Origin of the sequence: Labrys neptuniae (genome assembly GCF_040797145.1) — a bacterium.
GTDB classification, from domain to species: domain Bacteria; phylum Pseudomonadota; class Alphaproteobacteria; order Rhizobiales; family Labraceae; genus Labrys; species Labrys neptuniae.
On record NZ_JBFNQD010000001.1, the window covers coordinates 887,215 to 905,430 of the forward strand.

Annotated in this window: 19 protein-coding genes and 1 pseudogene; 13 read left to right on the forward strand and 7 right to left on the reverse strand. The window is 63.3% G+C overall.

The annotated features are described in order from the left end of the window. Positions 1-130: 130 nt before the first annotated feature. Both ABXS05_RS04340 and ABXS05_RS04345 read left to right on the forward strand, forming a co-directional pair. Positions 131-475, forward strand: coding sequence for a hypothetical protein (locus ABXS05_RS04340; RefSeq protein ID WP_367623058.1), 345 nt, complete (start codon positions 131-133; stop codon positions 473-475). After that, on the forward strand, positions 472-750 hold the full coding sequence (locus ABXS05_RS04345) for a hypothetical protein (RefSeq protein ID WP_367623059.1): 279 nt from the start codon (positions 472-474) through the stop codon (positions 748-750). Before ABXS05_RS04340 ends, ABXS05_RS04345 begins: the two co-directional genes overlap by 4 nt. 238 nt (positions 751-988) lie before the next feature. Here ABXS05_RS04345 and ABXS05_RS04350 read toward each other — a convergent pair whose 3' ends face one another. Both ABXS05_RS04350 and ABXS05_RS04355 read right to left on the reverse strand, forming a co-directional pair. Next, positions 989-1,168, reverse strand: coding sequence for a hypothetical protein (locus tag ABXS05_RS04350; protein ID WP_311935068.1), 180 nt, complete (start codon positions 1,166-1,168; stop codon positions 989-991). A gap of 241 nt (positions 1,169-1,409) precedes the next feature. Next, positions 1,410-1,622, reverse strand: coding sequence for a cold-shock protein (locus ABXS05_RS04355; protein WP_068296022.1), 213 nt, complete (start codon positions 1,620-1,622; stop codon positions 1,410-1,412). A gap of 550 nt (positions 1,623-2,172) precedes the next feature. On the opposite strand from ABXS05_RS04355, the gene ABXS05_RS04360 reads away from it, so the two are divergent. Then, positions 2,173-3,102 carry a glycosyltransferase family 2 protein gene (locus tag ABXS05_RS04360; protein ID WP_437178630.1) on the forward strand — a complete coding sequence of 310 codons (930 nt, stop codon included), beginning with the start codon at positions 2,173-2,175 and terminating at the stop codon, positions 3,100-3,102. Continuing rightward, positions 3,086-3,532, forward strand: a complete 447-nt coding sequence (locus tag ABXS05_RS04365; protein WP_367623061.1) for a GtrA family protein — start codon at positions 3,086-3,088, stop codon at positions 3,530-3,532. Before ABXS05_RS04360 ends, ABXS05_RS04365 begins: the two co-directional genes overlap by 17 nt. Before the next feature lie 127 nt (positions 3,533-3,659). On the opposite strand, the gene ABXS05_RS04370 is transcribed toward ABXS05_RS04365, so the two are convergent. Further along, on the reverse strand, positions 3,660-4,136 hold the full coding sequence (locus ABXS05_RS04370) for an outer membrane protein assembly factor BamE (protein WP_311935076.1): 477 nt from the start codon (positions 4,134-4,136) through the stop codon (positions 3,660-3,662). A 218-nt stretch (positions 4,137-4,354) separates the two neighbouring features. On the opposite strand from ABXS05_RS04370, the gene ABXS05_RS04375 reads away from it, so the two are divergent. From ABXS05_RS04375 to aat, 7 genes are all read left to right on the forward strand, one after another. Further along, entirely contained in the window at positions 4,355-4,900 is a 546-nt protein-coding gene (locus ABXS05_RS04375; protein ID WP_311935077.1) for a ubiquinol-cytochrome C chaperone family protein, read from the forward strand. Continuing rightward, complete coding sequence (locus tag ABXS05_RS04380) at positions 4,897-5,427, forward strand: YceD family protein (protein ID WP_367623062.1); 531 nt, start codon at positions 4,897-4,899, stop codon at positions 5,425-5,427. The genes ABXS05_RS04375 and ABXS05_RS04380 overlap by 4 nt, the downstream gene beginning before the upstream one ends. 259 nt (positions 5,428-5,686) lie before the next feature. Continuing rightward, the gene (locus ABXS05_RS04385; RefSeq protein ID WP_367623063.1) at positions 5,687-6,451 is read left to right on the forward strand and encodes a DsbA family protein; all 765 of its coding nucleotides are present in this window, start codon (positions 5,687-5,689) and stop codon (positions 6,449-6,451) included. Positions 6,452-6,597: 146 nt separating this feature from the next. Beyond that, positions 6,598-7,041, forward strand: a complete 444-nt coding sequence (aroQ, locus tag ABXS05_RS04390; protein ID WP_068296342.1) for a type II 3-dehydroquinate dehydratase — start codon at positions 6,598-6,600, stop codon at positions 7,039-7,041. Between the two features lie 40 nt (positions 7,042-7,081). Then, on the forward strand, positions 7,082-7,552 hold the full coding sequence (accB, locus tag ABXS05_RS04395; protein ID WP_311935533.1) for an acetyl-CoA carboxylase biotin carboxyl carrier protein: 471 nt from the start codon (positions 7,082-7,084) through the stop codon (positions 7,550-7,552). 5 nt (positions 7,553-7,557) lie between these two features. Next, the gene (gene accC, locus ABXS05_RS04400) at positions 7,558-8,916 is read left to right on the forward strand and encodes an acetyl-CoA carboxylase biotin carboxylase subunit (protein WP_311935085.1); all 1,359 of its coding nucleotides are present in this window, start codon (positions 7,558-7,560) and stop codon (positions 8,914-8,916) included. 11 nt (positions 8,917-8,927) lie between these two features. Next, positions 8,928-9,596, forward strand: coding sequence for a leucyl/phenylalanyl-tRNA--protein transferase (aat, locus tag ABXS05_RS04405; RefSeq protein WP_367623064.1), 669 nt, complete (start codon positions 8,928-8,930; stop codon positions 9,594-9,596). 266 nt (positions 9,597-9,862) lie between these two features. Here aat and ABXS05_RS04410 read toward each other — a convergent pair. The 4 genes and pseudogenes from ABXS05_RS04410 to ABXS05_RS04425 all read right to left on the reverse strand — a co-directional run. After that, positions 9,863-10,372: pseudogene (locus tag ABXS05_RS04410) on the reverse strand (DUF2155 domain-containing protein); the annotation flags it as partial. A 25-nt stretch (positions 10,373-10,397) separates the two neighbouring features. Continuing rightward, entirely contained in the window at positions 10,398-10,805 is a 408-nt protein-coding gene (locus ABXS05_RS04415) for an NADH:ubiquinone oxidoreductase subunit NDUFA12 (protein ID WP_311935091.1), read from the reverse strand. A 115-nt stretch (positions 10,806-10,920) separates the two neighbouring features. Then, on the reverse strand, positions 10,921-11,856 hold the full coding sequence (locus tag ABXS05_RS04420; RefSeq protein ID WP_367623065.1) for a nucleoside hydrolase: 936 nt from the start codon (positions 11,854-11,856) through the stop codon (positions 10,921-10,923). 89 nt (positions 11,857-11,945) lie between these two features. Next, a complete protein-coding gene (locus ABXS05_RS04425; protein ID WP_311935094.1) occupies positions 11,946-12,452 on the reverse strand; it encodes a DUF1003 domain-containing protein in 507 nt (168 codons plus the stop codon). Positions 12,453-12,592: 140 nt separating this feature from the next. On the opposite strand from ABXS05_RS04425, the gene ABXS05_RS04430 reads away from it, so the two are divergent. Both ABXS05_RS04430 and ABXS05_RS04435 read left to right on the forward strand, forming a co-directional pair. Further along, positions 12,593-13,876, forward strand: a complete 1,284-nt coding sequence (locus tag ABXS05_RS04430; protein ID WP_367623066.1) for an NAD(P)/FAD-dependent oxidoreductase — start codon at positions 12,593-12,595, stop codon at positions 13,874-13,876. Between the two features lie 497 nt (positions 13,877-14,373). After that, entirely contained in the window at positions 14,374-18,129 is a 3,756-nt protein-coding gene (locus ABXS05_RS04435) for a vitamin B12-dependent ribonucleotide reductase (RefSeq protein ID WP_367623067.1), read from the forward strand. Positions 18,130-18,216 lie beyond the last annotated feature (87 nt).

Sequence of the window (18,216 nt, forward strand, 5' to 3'; positions counted from 1 at the left end):
TTTCCCAGCCCATTCCGCCTAATCCCGGATATTCCCGGTTACTCCAGTTTCAAGTGTCCTCTTTCACGGTTATTTCGACGGCACGCATAAGCTGGCCGCCCGGCCTGAGGAAGTCGCGGAGATCGCCCGTTTGGTCGAAAAGGCGGGCGGCGGCGGTGCAGCCCTACTGGCACTCTACCGTTACGCCAGGCAAGCCCAAACCTCGCTGATCAACCGGGACCGGCTGATCGAGGAATTGAAACGCCAGTCCGATCGGCTCGAGGACGAAGACCTTCACGAAAGAGTGGATGGCGATGCCCAAGGCGTGTCGATCGACTGGATCGTCAGCCGCGAGTTGAAGCGGACCGATGGCAATGCCGTCACGGCATTGCGCAGGGCCATTCGCCGCAATGTCCGACTCGACGACGAACTCGACCGTCTGGCGAGCCTGCTGGAGGCGGCAGGCAATCCTCTCAGCCTCTCCGGCAAGCCATGAACGGGCGGCCCGCAGGCCTGGAGCCTTTCCTGTCCCAGGAGGCCGAAATAGTGCAGCGCGATGCCGACCAAGCAATCGCCACTTGCGGAGGCGATGCACGCGTCGCCGTTCAGGCCTTGGTCGCGATGGTGGATCATCTCAAGGCCGAACTCGCCGAGCGGGACGATGCGATCGCGGCGCTGACAGCCAGCGTATCACGCGGCTATGCGCGTGGTTTTGGCGAACGGCCTCCGCCTGGCGCGAGGGACAAGGTGCTTCGCAAGCCGGTTGAGTGAGGACCGGCCTTGCAAGTCTCTGCGCCCGGCCAGCGCAATCCCTTATCGTCAGCGAGATTGTCAGCCGCCATGCGTGAAAACGCACGGTGGCCTCGCCTCCGTGCGGCACTCCTGCCGCAGCAGCTATCAAAAGGATTGTGCTGCGCCTGTAGTGCAATCACCGGGTCGCGCAACACACAAAGCTCCCCGTCCGCCGGACGGCTCACGTCACGGTCGTCGCGTCACAGTGCGTAGGCGTTCAACACCAGACGATGTCGCAGCCGATCTTCGGATCGAGGCTGTGCTTGCCCGGAGCAGCAATCTGTCTCGCTTGCTTCGCGGCCTTGGCCGGCGAACGCCAATCAATCACCGTATCGATAATCAAAATTGCGATCACCAGGACAACCAGAAAACCTGTGATCATTTCACTCAGATCCATGACGAACCTCCATCAGCCGGCGTCCGATCCGGCCATGAGGGACTCAGCCCTTGACTTGAACGCCTGAATTCTGCGCTTGTTCCTACTATCCTTCAAGTTTAAATCGCTGTCGGTTGCCGGAACTCAGCGCCATCTTGCAATGCACACATGTTGCTGCATTGCAACCAAAAGAAAAGCCGGCTGCTGCCGCGCCGGCTTTTCCTGAAAATCTGACGGTATACCGAAAGACTCTATGGGTCGCTTAGGCCGCGGCCTGGAGCTGGTCAGCGGCCAACTTGCCCGAGCGGCGATCCTGGACCAGCTCATAGCTGATCTTCTGGCCTTCGCGCAGCTCATACAGGCCGGCCCGTTCAACCGCGCTGATGTGGACGAACACGTCCTTGGAGCCATCATCGGGCTGAATGAAACCGTAGCCCTTCTGGGCGTTGAACCACTTCACGGTACCTGTGCTCATCGTGAGCTATTCCTTCAACGTAGTGAAAGCCAAAGCCCGCGATGACGCGGACCCAGCGAGTGTCGAATTTTGGTGAGAGCTTGTCAGCACGCATCCAGCGAGCGCCGCGACGCGAGGCCAAGTCGTTCGGCCGAAAATCGATGCCGATAGGCTGCCCGATTGGAAACCAGCGGTCAAGACAAACCTGCGACAAAATGGACGTTTTTGCGATCTGCTTCGCTTTTCTGAAACGCCAATAACAATATAGTGCCAATTCAGCCGAAATCTTCCGAGCAGAACATCGAAGCGGTAATTCCGCAGCACACACATGATCCTATTCTTATGGATTCACTACGCTTCAAATCACTTTCCTGCCACACAATCCTCTGACTTTTCGCTGGAAGAGCATTCGCTCCGCCCCAAAATCGCCGCTGAGACTGCCCACGTCACCCCCTTCCCCCGCCCAAGCGCGGCAAATGGCCTTAACCATGACGCGGTGCGGTTGGCGCCCTGATCCCGCTTGCGTCTATAAGGACGGGACCGTGAAGGCAGGCGAAGGATCGAGGAAACGATGCAGGGGGTGGATCCGACGATCGCGATTTTGGTGCCCTGCTACAATGAGGCGGTCTCCATCCAGGCCGTCATCCAGCGGTTTCGCGCGCAGCTGCCGTCAGCCGTCATCTATGTCTATGACAACAATTCCAGCGACGATACCGCGCGCCTGGCACAGGAAGCCGGGGCCGTGGTGCGCCATGAAGCCCGCCAGGGCAAGGGGCACGTGATCCGCCGCATGTTCGCGGATATCGAGGCCGACATCTATATCATCGTCGACGGTGACAACACCTACGATCCCGCCAGCGCTCCGGCGCTGGTCGCGGCCCTGCGCGCCGGGCCCCTCGATCTCGTTAACGGGGTGCGCGTGGCCAACGGCGAAACGGCCTACCGCCCCGGACATCGTTTCGGCAACCGGATGCTCACCCGCCTGGTCACGCGATTCTTCGGCTCGTCCTCGCGTGACATGCTGTCGGGCTACAAGGCGATGTCCCGGCGCTTCGTCAAGACATTCCCTGCCCTCTCGACCGGTTTCGAGATCGAAACCGAACTGCTCGTGCATGCTCTCGAAATGTCGCTTCCTCTGGGCGAGATCGAGACGGTCTATGGGGAGCGGCCGGCGGGCTCGCAGAGCAAACTGCGCACCGTGCAGGACGGCATGCGCATTCTCAAGCTCATCGCCAAGCTGGTGAAGGAGGAAAGGCCGCTGCTCTTCTTCAGCCTGCTCGCCGGCGTGCTGGCTCTGTTGTCCCTTGTCGCCGCCACCCCGGTGGTGGTGGAATATCTCGAATACGGCTCCGTGCCGCGCCTGCCCACGGCCTTGCTCGCCACCGGCTTGATGCTGTCGGCCATCATCGCCTTCTTTTCCGGCATGATCCTCGATACGGTCACGCGCGGGCGAAGGGAGCTCAAGCGGCTGCATTATTTGCGCTATGCGCCCGTCCACTGAACCACCTCCCGGCAGGTCTCTGCGTTGGCGGCTATGCTGTTTTGCCCTGGCCGGTTTCGTCGGCTTCGCCTTCGATGCCGGCATCCTGACCATTCTGGTCAATCTCGGCCTCGATGCTCGTCTGGCGCGCCTGGCCTCGTTTGCCGGTGCCGTGGTGGTGACCTGGCTGATCAACCGCTCGCTGGCCTTCGGCGACCGCGCCGGCTCCGACATCGCGGCCGAGTTCCTGCGCTACCTGTCCGCGAGCGCGCTGGCCGCTTTGATTAATCTCGGTACCTTCATGGCGCTGGTCACGCTCGGCGGGCCTTTTGCACGCTGGCCGGTGCTGGCGGTGGCAATTGCCGTCGCGCTGTCGATGACCCTGAATTTCTGGAGTTATTTCAAGGCGGTCTTCACGCCGAAGGCCCGCGGGCCGGACGAAGCGGCATGAAGCCGGCTCCCACGCCAGGCCATACGGCCTGACGCAATCATCGCTGTTTGCAAAGTCAATTGAAAACGAAGACCCGCGGCAAGGAAGAGCCTGGGACCAGGCGCTTCCCACTCTGCCGTTGAACTCGTTATCGACCGAAGCCCGGAATACCCGCCGTCATGCCGCGTGCGAGCTGCGTGACGAAGTTGAGGTCGCCGCCGGCCGTCGGCGTCGTACGGGTGATCGAATCGAATACCACGCCGTCCTTCAGGCCGTAATTGGCGACGCGCGACACCCGGCCATTGGTGAAGTAGACGGCCAGCACGTTACGGTCGGTCACATGCGGAGACAGGAAGGCCACCGGGCGGGACGTGGTCTGAGACACATAGTACCAGGCCTGGCCGTCCAGCGTGGACTGGGTGGAGGGCGTGCCGAGTGCATCGAGCACCTGGGCCTGGGACGTGCCGGGCTTGATCGCCGACAAGGTACTCTCCGTCACCACGATGCCGTGCACATTGGTCTCGCCGATCGAACCGCAGCTCTGCAGCAGCCCGGCCAGGGAGATGACGACAGCGGCCGCCAGCGCGGGAGACCGGAAACGGGGGGGCAACACAACTATACTCACTTTGGCCTCCATCGGGCACACAGGCTCGTTCGCCACATCGTCGCGTGGGTTCTGGCGTAACCCGCTCGCGCACGAAATTCAACCTTGGCGCTCAGAGAGCATCCACTTATATGGAGCATCCGTTATAGAGTGCGGTCTTCGACCGGATCGTACCAGGGCACCGCCACGGTGCCGCCCCGCGGAACACCGGTCGAATACCCCTGCTGGTGAAGGAGCTCATGTTCGGCCTGTTTCGCAATAGAGCGCGCGACGCGCAGATTGCCCGCCTCTACGACCAGATCGTGGCCCAGGGCCGCGATCCTGCCCTGTTCGTCGAGGGTCGCGTCCCCGACACGGTGGAAGGGCGTATGGACATGATGCTGCTGCATCTGTTCCTGCTCATGCATCGGCTCAACGATGAGCAGGGCGAGATCCGCGAGATTGCCCAGGGCGTTTGCGACCGCTTCTTCGCCGAGCTCGACCGAGCCATGCGGGAAATGGGCGTCGGCGACCTCGCCGTCCCCAAGAAGATGCGCAAGATCGCCGACATCTATACGGGATGCTCCTCATCCTATGGCAATGCCCTGCATAGGCCGGATGACGAGGAACTCACCCAGGTCCTCCTGCGCAACGTCTATGCCCGCGACGAAGAGAGGTTGCCTCAGGCGCGGGCCCTCGCAGGCTATGTCCGGCGCGCTTCCAGGGCCCTTGCCGACGCTTCCCTGGCGAGCCTTGCCAGCGGCTCCCTACCCTTCCCCACTCCAGCCCTAGGTGAGAGCGCATGACCAATCCAACGCCCCACTTCTCGCGTCCGGTCCATCTGCGCGAGATTCCGGCCACGGGCCGCCATTTCATGATCGAGACGAACGAAGACGAGCGCAGGGCCGTCGCCCGCCAGCTTGGCCTTCCGGATGTCGCGGCCCTGACGGCCAAGCTCCACGTCACGCCCTTCCGCAAGGATGGGCTGGCGGTCGAGGGAACCATTCTTGCCCAGATAACCCAGATCTGCGTCGTCACGGCAGAACCGTTCGAGAGCAAGGTCGAGGCTCCCGTCGACATCCGCTTCTCGCCGGATGGGCAGGATCCCAATGCCGAATTCGATCTGGCCGAATTGAACAATCCGGAAGCCGAAGATCCGCCAGACCTGCTGGTCGGCGACACCATCGATCTCGGCGCCGTCGTCAGCGAATTCCTCGCTCTGGCGCTCGATCCCTATCCCCGCAAGCCGGGCGCCACCTTCGAGGGCGACGGAGACGAGGCGGGCCTTTCCCCCTTCGCCGCGCTCAACAGGCTGAAGGACAAGGATTCCTGAAGGCAAGGCTAATTCTGCCGAGAACCGGCAAAAGCCTCCGCGAATGCCTTCGATCGAACACGATTGTGTGAGATCGCACGTCCCTGAGCTGCGATTCATTGATCCGTTACGGGCCTGGACCTATCCACGTCCCAAAGCGTTTTGTGGTTTGAACGAAGGACATCAAATCGCAAGGACGCGCCGAACCAAAGAGTGAGAGCAAGGCGCGTTTCGCCAAAACGCGCTTGGCTCCTGGGATTTCTGCCTTTTGGAGAAGTATATGTCGTTGAAGCGTCTGATGGCCGGGGTTGCACTCGGCATTGGCTTGCTCGCATCCGGCCAGCCTGCCCTCGCTGCCGAACCGCTGGACAAGCCCGCGGTCGAGGCAATCGTCAAGAATTACCTGATGGAGCATCCCGAGGTCATCGTCGACGCCATCAACGCCATGCAGGCCAAGCAGGAAGCGGCGACGGCCGAGCGCCAGAAGAAGCTGCTCTCCGACAGCATGGACACTATCCTCAACGGGTCGCAGAACGCCGTGCTCGGCAATCCCGAAGGCGATGTCACCCTGGTCGAGTTCTTCGACTACAATTGCGGCTACTGCAAGCGCGGCCTGGCCGACATGGTCAAGCTGCTCGATACCGACAAGAAGCTCAAGGTGGTGTTGCGCGACTACCCGATCCTGAGCGAAGGCTCCAAGGAAGCAGCCATTGTTGCCCTTGCCGTCAAGAAGCAGTTGCAGGGCGACAAGTTCCTGGAGTTCCACCAAGTCCTGCTCGGCACGCGCGGCGCCGTGGGCAAGGACCGCGCCCTGCAGGTCGCCCAGGATTCCGGCGTCGACATGACCAAGCTCCAGGCCGACATGAAAGATCCGGCTCTGCTCAAGGGACTGACCAGCACGATGCAGCTGGGCGAGGCATTGGGCATCAACGGCACGCCCTCTTACGTGCTCGGCAGCGAGATCACCCCCGGTGCCGTCGGCTACGATGCCCTGAAGTCCAAGATCGATTCGCTGCGCAAATGCGGCCAAACCGCCTGCGGTTGAGCCGGACAGGCCCTTCTCCAACAAAGCCGGCGGTTTTTCGCCGTCGGCTTTGCCTTCCTGGATCGGGCGCCCTATAAGGGGCGTTCGCAGCAAAAGGCCCGTTGCAGCAAGCTTCGGGCTTTCAATTTATGGTCCTGATGGCAAGCATGGCGCTCGTCTACATTCTGAATGGCCCCAATCTCAACATGCTGGGTGTGCGTGAAACGTCCGTCTACGGCACGCTCGACCTCAACGGTATCGAGAAACTGGCCCGGGCGCGCGCCGAGCAATTGGGTCTTACCATCGAATTCCGGCAGACCAACCATGAGGGCGTACTGCTCGACTGGGTGCACGAGGCCTATCACAAGGGTGCGGTCGGATTGATCATCAATCCCGGCGCCCTCACCCATACCTCGATCGCTCTCCACGATGCGATCAAGGCCGTTAGCCTGCCGGTAATCGAATTGCATCTATCCAACGTGTTCGCGCGCGAAAGTTTCCGGCACCATTCCTGGGTCTCGCCGGCAGCCAAGGGCGTGATCTGCGGATTTGGCCCCAAGGGCTATGAACTTGCCCTCGAAGCATTGGCTTCGAGCGTATCGGCTCAATGAATGACGGGGCCTCGGCCCCGCGGAAACGCAAGGCATGACGATGTCGCGAACCAAATCGGGGATTGACCCCGAGATTATCCGGGAACTCGCCAATCTCCTGACGGAGACGGATCTCACCGAAATCGAGGTGCAGCAGGCCGACCTGCGCATTCGGGTGGCGCGGCAGATCAATGTGACGGCAACCGTGCCGGTCAGCGCGCCGGCCGTCGCCGTCGCTGCTCCGGCTGCCGTTGCGGCCGCAGCAGCCGCTCCGGCTGCTGCCGATCCGGCCAATCATCCCGGCGTCTTGAAATCGCCGATGGTGGGCACCGCCTATCTCGGCGCCGCACCGGGCGCCAAGGCCTTCGTCGAGATCGGCAGCAAGGTCAATCAGGGCGACCGCGTGCTGATCGTCGAGGCGATGAAGACCTTCAACGACATCATCGCGCCGCGTTCGGGAACGGTGAGCGCGCTGTTCATCGAGGACAAGCAGCCGGTCGAATATGGCCAGCCGCTGATGATCATCGAGTGACGTGAATGTTTGACAAGATCCTGATCGCGAACCGCGGTGAGATCGCCCTGCGCGTGCTGCGCGCCTGCAAGGAGCTCGGCATCAAGACGGTGGCTGTCCATTCCACCGCCGATGCCGATGCCATGCACGTCAAGCTGGCGGACGAAAGCGTATGCATCGGCCCGCCGCCGGCTCGCGAAAGCTATCTCAACATTCCCGCTCTGATCGCGGCTTGCGAGATCACCGGCGCCGAGGCCGTGCATCCAGGCTATGGCTTCCTGTCGGAAAACGCCCGCTTCGCCGACATCCTCGATCAGCACAACATCGCCTTCATCGGCCCCAAAGCGGAGCATATCCGCATGATGGGCGACAAGATCGAGGCCAAGCGCACTGCCAAGCGCCTCGGCATTCCCTGCGTGCCCGGCTCGGATGGCGGCGTCACCAATGACACCGATGCTGCCCGCATCGCCGAGGAGATCGGCTATCCGGTGCTGGTCAAGGCCGCTGCCGGCGGCGGTGGCCGCGGCATGAAGGTGGCTCTGACGGCGGAAGATCTGCCCGATGCTCTCGCCACCGCCCGCGCGGAAGCGCTGGCCGCCTTTGGCGACGATGCGGTCTATCTGGAGAAATATCTGCAGAAGCCTCGCCATATCGAATTGCAGGTGCTCGGCGACGGCCAGGGCCACGCCATCCATCTGGGCGAACGCGATTGCTCTCTGCAGCGTCGCCACCAGAAGGTGTGGGAGGAGGGCCCCTCGCCGGCCCTCAACGCTGCCCAGCGCAACAAGATCGGTGATATCGTCGCCAAGGCGATGATCGAGCTCGGCTATGTCGGCGCCGGCACCATCGAGTTCCTCTATGAAAATGGCGAGTTCTATTTCATCGAGATGAACACGCGCATCCAGGTGGAACATCCGGTCACCGAGATGATCACCGGCATCGATCTGGTCAACGAGCAGATCAAGATCGCGGCCGGCTCGCCGCTGTCGATCAAGCAGTCGGACGTGCAGATCGAAGGCCATGCCATCGAATGCCGCATCAATGCCGAGAATGCCGCGACCTTCCGGCCTTCGCCCGGCACGATCAGCTATTTTCATCCGCCGGGTGGCCTTGGCGTTCGCGTCGATTCGGCCGTCTACCAGGGCTACAAGATCCCGCCCTATTACGATTCGCTGATCGGCAAGCTGATCGTGCACGGCCGCACGCGCACCGAATGCCTGATGCGCCTGCGCCGGGCCATCGACGAATTCGTGGTCGATGGCGTGGAGACCACCCTGCCGCTGTTCCGCACTCTGGTGCGCAACGCGGATATCCAGAACGGTCTCTACGACATTCACTGGCTCGAGAAATTCCTCGAAGCCGGCGGCATGAGCGACAGCGCCTAGGCGGTTCTACCATGTCGGGCGCCGAGCTCAATCTGGAGATCACGCCGCAGGTCCTGCTCAAGGCCTATGCCTGCGGTATCTTCCCGATGGCCGAAAGCGCCGACGATCCCGGCCTCTACTGGGTCGAGCCGGAATTTCGCGGCATCATCCCGCTCGACGGGCTGGTGATCTCTCATCGTCTCGCCCGTACCATCCGCTCCGATCGTTTCGATATCGTGGTCGATCATGATTTCGAGGCGGTGATCGATGGCTGCGCCCGATCCGGACCGGGACGCCGCACCACCTGGATCAACTCGTCGATCCGTCGGCTCTATGGCGAGTTGTTCCGATTGGGCCATTGCCACACCGTCGAGGCCTATCGCAATGGCCGGCTGGTCGGCGGCCTCTACGGCGTCGATCTCGGCGGCGCCTTCTTCGGTGAAAGCATGTTCCATCTGGAGAGCGACGCATCCAAGGTGGCCCTGGCCCATCTGGTGGCACGGCTGCGCCATGGCGGCTACCAGCTGCTCGACACCCAATTCGTCACCGATCATCTGATGAGTCTGGGCGCCATCGAGTTGCCGCGCACGCTCTATCATCGTTTGCTGGACGACGCCCTGGCCGAAGACGGCGATTTTCTTGCCTGGCCCAAGCGCGAAGCCCGGTCGGGCGCGGACATCCTGGCCGCCCTTGCCGACTGAGCCAGCCGGTCAGGAAGAGCTTGTCGGAAGCTGGCAACATAGGCGACGGCGCCAGTTCTGCCTCCCTCCCCCTCGACAAAGCGGTGCAGAGGCAGCGAAAGACCGTCCGCTTAATCCTGCGGCGCGTTGGGATCCACCGGCTGGTCGAAGAAATCGGTGTTGCCGTCGCCGGTCTCGGGCGGCGGAGCGACATCCGGCTCGGGCGCCGCGGCCTGTCCCTTCTTGCCCTTGGCGGGCTTGGTGCCCGGCTGCGCCGTGACGACGGGCGGAGGCGGCGGATCGCTGGTCTTGCCGCCCTTGCAGTCCTTGAGCCAGACGTCATAGACAGGATGTTCGACGCCATTGAGGCCCGGGCTGGACGCGAACATCCAGCCATTGAACAGGCGCTCCACCTTCTTGCTGAGGGTCAGTTCGTCGATCTCGACGAAACTCGTGGTTTGCGGATCTTCGCTGGCGGAACGGCTGTAACAGACGCGCGGCGTCACGCTGAGCGCGCCGAACTTCACCGTCTGTCCAACCGGCGCCTCGAAGGTGCTGATTTCACCCGAGATCTTGTCGAGGCCGGTGAACACCGCGGTGGGATTGGCGATGCGTTCGGCCCGGGCGGCAGTGCTGCCCAGGATCAAGCCGAAACAAGCCGCGCTTGCCATGGCAAAGCAGCGCGAGCGGCCGGTCGGAGGAAGGAAGGCAAGCGGACGCAAAAGCAAATGGATCCGTGTCTGGACGAGTCGAGAAGCGATAGCGCCCCATCGGGGCAAAAAGACGGCCACTGACATGGCCGCGCCCCGGCCATGCGGTGCGTCAGTCTCCCGGCGACCAGGCCTGGTAATCGCCGGTCGCCGACTGGCGATGTCCATGGGAGAGCATCGAGCCCTTCGGATGATAAGCGTTCACCGTACCGGTCTGGTTCGGGCGATGCGGCTTTTGCCATTCGCGCGGCTTGTATTCGGTCTCGCTCGGCGGGACGTCGATCTGATGGTGCATCCAGCCCCACCAACCCGGCGGAATCGCCGTGGCCTCGGCATAACCATTGTACTGTACCCAGCGACGCTGCACGCCGATGGTCGGATCCACGGCGCCGCCCTTGGTGCGGTAATAGACATTGCCGAACTCGTCCTCGCCCACGCGCTCGCCCTTCCGCGAGGTCCAGAAGCGGGTTCCGATCGTGGAGCCGTTCCACCACGTGAAGATCTGCAGGAGCGTTTTCATCGAGGGCTGCCGTTTCGTATTCCGTTGCAAGTCTTATGGCCAAGCGCGACGGGGATGTCCACCATTGCGCATAGCCTCATCGGTGATTTCTAACGCAAAGCGCCTGCCGACGGCCCTAGAGCCGCGCAATCGCCTGCGCGATCAGGTCGAAATAGCCCTCGGCATCGATGCCCCCCAGGACGAAGGCATTCTTCGGACGGTCGGTGACACCCCACCAGTCGATCACCGTCATGCCCTGGGTGAGCTGAGATTCCGTCTCGATCTCGACATTGCAGGAACGGCCGGTGAAGAGTTCGGGCTTGAGCAACCAGGCGATCACGCAAGGATCATGCAGCGGTCCGCCTTCCGAGCCATATTTCTGCACGTCGAAGCGCTCGAAGAAATCGAGCCAACCCACCGCGGCATCGGAAACTTTGGTACCGATCTTCCGGATCCTGTCGACGCGCGGGCGCGTGGTGAGCGCCTTGTGAGTCACATCGAGCGGCGCCATGGTGATCGGAACCCCGGAGGCGAAAACCGCTTTGGCGGCATGGGGATCGACAAAAATGTTGAACTCGGCTGCCGGCGTCATGTTGCCGCCCTCGAAGCAACCGCCCCCCATCAGCACGATTTCCTTGATGCGCGGGGCAATGCGCGGCTCGCGCAGGAGCACCAGCGCGATATTGGTGAGAGGACCGAGCGGGCACAGCGTGATGGTGCCGGAGGGGCGCGTCATCAGGGTTTCGACGATGAAGTCGACACCATGGCGCGGGCTGATCGGCATGGTGGGCTCGGGCAGGTCCGCGCCATCGAGGCCCGTCTTGCCATGCACATGTTCCGCGGTGACGAGCGGACGCAGCAGCGGCCGGTCCGCGCCGGCGCACACCGTGATGTCCGATCGCCCCGCCAGTTCGCAGACCACGCGCGCGTTTCGGCTCGTCAGGGCCAGCGGCACATTGCCCGCCACCGTGGTGATGCCCAGCACCTCGAGCTCAGGACTTCCCAGCGCCAGCAGCAGCGCCAGGGCGTCATCCTGGCCGGGATCGGTGTCGATGATGATGGAGCGGGACATGGCTGACTCGGGAGCATTGAAGAAGGCGGGACCATGGACCGGCGGCAGCCGGCACGCAAGGCGCCGCAGCCGCACGCTCGTCGCCGGTTTCAGGCCGGTGGCGCCTGGCCGGCGGCATCGAGCTTCTCCTCCAGCCGCTTAACCAGCTGCATCAGCTCCGCGACCTGGGTCTCGCGCAGGAAGTCGATCTTCTCGTGCAGCAGTTCGATCTCCAGTTCCGCCTTGGTATTGACGTCATAGTCATGCGTGGCAGCGGCGCGATCGATGGCAGCCTGCCGGTTCTGGCTCATCATGATGAAGGGAGCGGCATAGGCTGCCTGGAACGACAGCGCCAGATTGAGCAGGATGAAGGGATAGGGATCCCAGTGCTGCATGAAGGCGACGACATTGAGCACCACCCAGGCCGCGAGCACGGCCGATTGCACGATGATGAAGGGCCAGCTTCCCATGGTTGCGGCGACGGCATCGGCGATGCGGGCTCCGGCGGGCAAGGCGGCCGGATCCGGCCGCCGATGGGCACGTCGCTCCTGGCGCAATCGATGCAGGAGCGTGCGTTCCTCGTCATGGAGTTGATGGGCTTTGGCGATGAGGCTCATCTTCCCGTTCTTTCCGACTCTGCTTGCGGGAATGGAATGCTACAAGCTTCTGTGCGTGGACGCAGGATCTTGTCGGGCATGATTCCATGCCATGGCACGAGAACGTCGCGATTCGGGACTGTCGAGCAGGAGGCTATGCCATGGCGGGCGAACCCCACCGCATCGTGGTCGTCGGGGCGGGCTTCGGAGGGCTGGAGGCCATCCACCATCTCAAAGGCGCGCCCGTCGAGATCACCCTGGTGGACCGGCGCAACCACCATATCTTCCAGCCCCTGCTCTATCAGGTCGCCACCGCCTCGCTATCCACCTCCGAGATCGCCTGGCCGATTCGCCATCTCATGCGCGGGCGGCCGGAGGTGACCACGCTGCTCGGCGAAGTCACCGGCATCGACGCATTGGCGCGCCAGGTGCTCCTGAAGGACGGGGCGCGGCTTGCCTACGACACGCTCATCCTGGCGACGGGCGCCCGCCATGCCTATTTTGGCCATGACGAATGGGAGCCTCACGCCCCCGGCCTGAAGGCGATCGAGGACGCCACCACCATTCGCCGACGCATCCTTCTTGCCTTCGAGAAGGCGGAACGCGAAACGGACCCCGAGGTGCAGGACGCCTTGCTCACCTTCGTGATCGTCGGCGCCGGACCGACCGGCGTGGAGCTTGCCGGCACCATCGCCGAACTGGCGCGCGACACGCTGGCTCCGGATTTTCGCCGCATCGACACCCATAAGGCACGGGTCGTGCTGGTGGAGGCAGGCCCTCGCGTGCTCGCGGGCTATCCCGACGATCTGTCCGACTACACGAAACAATCGCTCGAAAGCCTTGGTGTCGAGGTGGTTCTCGGCGCCGCAGTCACCGAATGCACGGCCGACGGCGTCGTCTATGGCGGCAAGCTGCTGCCAGCGCGCACCATCGTCTGGGCCGCGGGCGTGCGCGCTTCCCCGGCCGCCGAATGGCTCGGCGTCCCAGCGGACCGCAACGGCCGAATCATCGTCGAGCCGAACCTGACGGTGCCCGGTCATCCCGAGATCTTCGCCATCGGCGACACCGTCAGCCTTGCCGGGCCCAACGGCAAGCCGGTCCCCGGCATCGCCCCGGCTGCCAAGCAGGCTGGTGTCTATGTCGCCCGTGTGATTCGAGCGCGCCTGGCGGATGCCCCCGCCCCGCCCCCTTTCCACTACAAGCATCAGGGCAGCCTGGCGCAGATCGGCAAGAAGCGCGCAGTGATCGATTTCGGCTGGATCAAGCTGCGTGGCGCGCTCGCCTGGTGGATCTGGGGCATCGCCCACATCTATTTCCTGATCAGCGTGCGCTCCCGCCTCAGCGTCGCCCTGAGCTGGCTGTGGATCCACACCCGCAACCAGCGCAGCGCCCGCCTGATCACGCAGGGTAGCGACGAGGACGATTCGCACGCTCAAAAGGTGTGAGGGAATCACGGCGCCCTCGATTCGCCCCTTCCGGCTCCTCACGCTTGCCCTTACGGCAAGCCTTCAGCGACCTCTCCACAAGGGCTTGTGTGCCATTTTGGGTCATCCACCGGGGATGGTAAATGAAACATGACCGGAACATGGCAATTCAAAGACAGGTTGAAGGCGGCAATTTTGCCAGGGATTCCGGAACCTTGAGGGCTCCCGCTCAAGCTTGTCCCCGATTTCCACAGCCTCTACTATATGTAGATAGCCACTCATTTTGCCGGCACTAAATCTTGACGCCCCTGCCCGCGAGTCATACCTATTGAGTCATAGTCGGAAACGTCGGCGGCGGGGGTGACCTCGCGGAATTGCGGGGCACGAGCCTCGGCATTCGAACGTTGGCAGGGCCATGTACTCACCGACAAGTAAACAGGATGTCAGACAGTTTTCGAACCGAGCCGTAACGATGGCACGGCGCGGATTTTTGCGTCTAATTTTCGGGGCAGAACGCAATGCGGATTGAACGGCTTTACACCAAGAAGGGGCAGTCCCCCTACGCGTCCATCGCGTTCCGGACGGCGACGAGCGAGATCCGGAACCCGGATGGCTCGATCGTCTTCCGGCTGGAAGGCATCGCCGTGCCGGAGGCCTGGAGCCAGGTCGCCGCCGACATTCTGGCGCAGAAATATTTCCGCAAGGCGGGCGTGCCCGCCCGCACCAAGCGCGTGGAAGAAAACGCCGTGCCGTCCTGGCTCTGGCGCACCATCCCCGACAAGAAGGCTCTGGCCGCCCTCCCCGAGGCCGAGCGCACTGTTGGCGAGACGGATTCGCGCCAGGTCTTCGATCGCCTCGCCGGCACCTGGACCTATTGGGGCTGGAAGGGTGGCTATTTCGATAGCGAGGACGATGCCCAGGCCTTCTTCGACGAGCACCGCTACATGCTCGCCATGCAGATGGTCGCGCCCAACTCGCCGCAATGGTTCAACACCGGCCTGCATTGGGCCTATGGCATCGACGGCCCCGGCCAGGGCCATTTCTATGTCGACTACAAGACCGGCAAGCTGACCTCCTCGACCTCGGCCTACGAGCATCCCCAGCCGCATGCCTGCTTCATCCAGTCGGTTGCCGACGACCTCGTCAACGAGGGCGGCATCATGGATCTGTGGGTGCGCGAGGCGCGCCTGTTCAAATATGGTTCGGGCACCGGCTCCAACTTCTCGGCCCTGCGCAGCGAGGGCGAGAGGCTGTCGGGCGGCGGCCGCTCTTCCGGCCTGATGTCCTTCCTGAAGATCGGCGATCGCGCCGCCGGCGCCATCAAGTCGGGCGGCACCACCCGCCGTGCGGCCAAGATGGTGGTGGTCGATGCCGACCATCCCGACATCGAGACCTATATCGACTGGAAGGTGCGCGAAGAACAGAAGGTCGCCGCGCTCGTCACCGGTTCCAAGATCGTGCAGAAGCACCTCAAGGCGGTGATGCGCGCCTGCGTGCAGTGCGAAGGCCCGGGCGAAGATTGCTTCGACCCCGAGCGCAACCCGGCCCTCAAGCGTGAGATCAAGGCTGCCCGCCGCGCCTTGGTGTCCGACAACTACATCAAGCGCGTCATCCAGTTCGCCAAGCAGGGCTACAAGGACATCGCCTTCGACACCTATGACACCGATTGGGATTCGGAGGCCTATCTCACCGTCTCCGGCCAGAATTCCAACAATTCGGTGCGCGTGGACGATGACTTCCTCAATGCTGTCGAGAAGGATGGCGACTGGGAGCTGAAGGCCCGCATCACCGGCAAGACGGTGAAGACGCTGAAGGCGCGCGACCTGTGGGAGAAGATCGGCCACGCCGCCTGGGCTTCCGCCGATCCCGGCATCCAGTTCCACACCACCATCAATGACTGGCACACCTGCTCGGTCTCGGGGCCGATCCGCGCCTCCAATCCGTGCTCGGAATACATGTTCCTCGACGACACGGCCTGCAACCTGGCTTCGCTGAACCTCCTGCAGTTCCGCAACGCCGACGGCACTTTCAACCTGGCGTCCTACGAACATGCCGTCCGCCTGTGGACGATCGTGCTCGAAATCTCGGTGATGATGGCGCAGTTCCCGTCCAAGGCGATCGCGGAACTGTCCTATCGCTACCGCACGCTCGGCCTGGGCTATGCCAATATCGGCGGCCTCCTGATGACCTCCGGCATCCCCTATGATTCCGATGCCGGTCGCGCACTCGGCGGTGCCTTCTCGGCGATCATGACCGGCGTTGCCTATGCGACCTCGGCCGAGATGGCCAAGGAACTCGGCTCCTTCCCCGGTTTCGAGCCGAACCGCGAAGCCATGCTGCGCGTCATCCGCAACCATCGCCGCGCCGCTCACGGCGAGAGCGGCGGCTATGAGGCGCTGTCCACCGCGCCCGTCGCCCTCGACCACGCCTCCCTTGCCGCGCTCGGTGACAATGGCAAGGCCATTGTCGAACACGCCAAGGCCGCCTGGGACAACGCGCTCGCCCTTGGCGAGGCCCATGGCTACCGCAACGCCCAGGCAACCGTGATCGCGCCGACCGGCACGATCGGCCTGGTGATGGATTGCGACACCACCGGCATCGAGCCCGATTTCGCTCTGGTGAAGTTCAAGAAGCTGGCCGGCGGCGGCTACTTCAAGATCATCAACCGCGCCGTGCCTGCGGCCTTGCGTACCCTCGGCTATTCGGAAGCGGACATCGCCGAGATCGAGGCCTATGCCGTCGGCCATGCCTCGCTGCGCCAGGCACCGGCGATCAACCACACCTCGCTGGCCGCCAAGGGCTTCACCGAGGAGAAGCTTGCCGTGGTCGAGAAGGCCCTCGCTTCGGCCTTCGACATCAAGTTCGTCTTCAACAAGTGGACGCTGGGCGAGGACTTCATCACCGGCAAGCTCGGCGTGCCGGCCGAGAAGCTCAACGAGCCGTCCTTCGACCTCCTCGTCCATCTCGGCTTCGCCAAGGCGGATATCGAGAAGGCCAACATCCATGTCTGCGGCGCCATGACCCTCGAAGGCGCGCCGCATCTTAGGGACGAGCACCTGCCGGTGTTCGATTGCGCCAATCCCTGCGGTCGCCTCGGCAAACGCTTCCTCTCGGTCGAAAGCCACATCCGCATGATGGCGGCGGCGCAGCCCTTCATCTCGGGTGCGATCTCCAAGACCATCAACATGCCCAACGACGCCACGGTCGAGGACTGCAAGGCCTCCTACATGCTGTCCTGGCGCCTGGCGCTGAAGGCCAACGCCCTCTATCGCGACGGCTCCAAGCTCTCCCAGCCGCTGAACTCGCAGCTTCTGGCCGACGAGGACGAGGCCGATGCGGTGGAGGAACATCTCGAGCGTCCGGTGCCCGCCCGTGCGGCCCAGGTCGCCGAGAAGATCGTCGAGCGCATCATCGAGCGGGTGGAAGTGGCGCGCGAGCGCGAGAAGATGCCCGATCGTCGCAAGGGCTACACCCAGAAGGCGGTGGTGGGCGGCCACAAGATCTATCTGCGCACCGGCGAATATGACGATGGCCGCCTGGGCGAGATCTTCATCGACATGCACAAGGAAGGGGCCTCCTTCCGCGCGATGATGAACAATTTCGCCATCGCCATCTCGCTCGGCCTGCAATATGGCGTGCCGCTGGAGGAATATGTCGAGGCCTTCACCTTCACGCGCTTCGAGCCCTCGGGCTTCGTGCAGGGCAACGACTCGATCAAGAACGCCACCTCCATCCTGGACTATGTGTTCCGCGAGCTCGCCATTTCCTATGTCGGCCGCTACGACCTCGCCCATGTCGTGCCGGACGAGGATGGCCATGCCACGCTCGGCCGCGGTGACGGCGAGAGCAAGGCCCCGGCCCAACCGGTGACCGTGCCGGTTTCGCGCGGCCTGGTCCGCTCCAAGACCGAGCGCTTCGTGGTGATGCCGGGCGGCGCCACGGCGGCTTCGAACACGCTCGCCCCGGTCTCCAGCGATGCCCGCGGCGCCATCACGGCGTTGTCGAGCGCCGTCAACACCGGTCGCGGTGTCGTGGCGGGACCGGGAGCCCAGACCATCGGCGCCACGGCGCTGAAGGAAGAGCCCGCGCTCGACGACCTTGCCTGGGAAGCACCGGCCCCCCCCGCGGTCAAGCCGGCCTCCGAGCGGCGCAAGGAAGCCAAGCTGCGCGGCTATGAAGGCGAAGCCTGCCCCGAATGCGCCAACTTCACGCTGGTCCGTAACGGCACCTGCCTGAAATGCGACACCTGCGGCGGCACCACCGGCTGCAGCTGAGGATGGATGGAGAGTGTGCCACGGTGCGATGGATGTCCTTGAACATCCATCGCCGCTGACGAAGAGGGCGTAATTTCAAAGCCTTGG

Coding starts and splice junctions, on each gene's coding strand:
- ABXS05_RS04345 (WP_367623059.1), top strand. CDS start 472: ATGAACGGGCGGCCCGCAGGCCTGGAGCCTTTCCTGTCCCAGGAGGCC.
- ABXS05_RS04350 (WP_311935068.1), bottom strand. CDS start 1,168: ATGGATCTGAGTGAAATGATCACAGGTTTTCTGGTTGTCCTGGTGATC.
- ABXS05_RS04355 (WP_068296022.1), bottom strand. CDS start 1,622: ATGAGCACAGGTACCGTGAAGTGGTTCAACGCCCAGAAGGGCTACGGT.
- ABXS05_RS04360 (WP_437178630.1), top strand. CDS start 2,173: ATGCAGGGGGTGGATCCGACGATCGCGATTTTGGTGCCCTGCTACAAT.
- ABXS05_RS04365 (WP_367623061.1), top strand. CDS start 3,086: ATGCGCCCGTCCACTGAACCACCTCCCGGCAGGTCTCTGCGTTGGCGG.
- ABXS05_RS04375 (WP_311935077.1), top strand. CDS start 4,355: ATGTTCGGCCTGTTTCGCAATAGAGCGCGCGACGCGCAGATTGCCCGC.
- ABXS05_RS04380 (WP_367623062.1), top strand. CDS start 4,897: ATGACCAATCCAACGCCCCACTTCTCGCGTCCGGTCCATCTGCGCGAG.
- ABXS05_RS04385 (WP_367623063.1), top strand. CDS start 5,687: ATGTCGTTGAAGCGTCTGATGGCCGGGGTTGCACTCGGCATTGGCTTG.
- aroQ (WP_068296342.1), top strand. CDS start 6,598: ATGGCGCTCGTCTACATTCTGAATGGCCCCAATCTCAACATGCTGGGT.
- accB (WP_311935533.1), top strand. CDS start 7,082: ATGTCGCGAACCAAATCGGGGATTGACCCCGAGATTATCCGGGAACTC.
- accC (WP_311935085.1), top strand. CDS start 7,558: ATGTTTGACAAGATCCTGATCGCGAACCGCGGTGAGATCGCCCTGCGC.
- aat (WP_367623064.1), top strand. CDS start 8,928: ATGTCGGGCGCCGAGCTCAATCTGGAGATCACGCCGCAGGTCCTGCTC.
- ABXS05_RS04415 (WP_311935091.1), bottom strand. CDS start 10,805: ATGAAAACGCTCCTGCAGATCTTCACGTGGTGGAACGGCTCCACGATC.
- ABXS05_RS04420 (WP_367623065.1), bottom strand. CDS start 11,856: ATGTCCCGCTCCATCATCATCGACACCGATCCCGGCCAGGATGACGCC.
- ABXS05_RS04425 (WP_311935094.1), bottom strand. CDS start 12,452: ATGAGCCTCATCGCCAAAGCCCATCAACTCCATGACGAGGAACGCACG.
- ABXS05_RS04430 (WP_367623066.1), top strand. CDS start 12,593: ATGGCGGGCGAACCCCACCGCATCGTGGTCGTCGGGGCGGGCTTCGGA.
- ABXS05_RS04435 (WP_367623067.1), top strand. CDS start 14,374: ATGCGGATTGAACGGCTTTACACCAAGAAGGGGCAGTCCCCCTACGCG.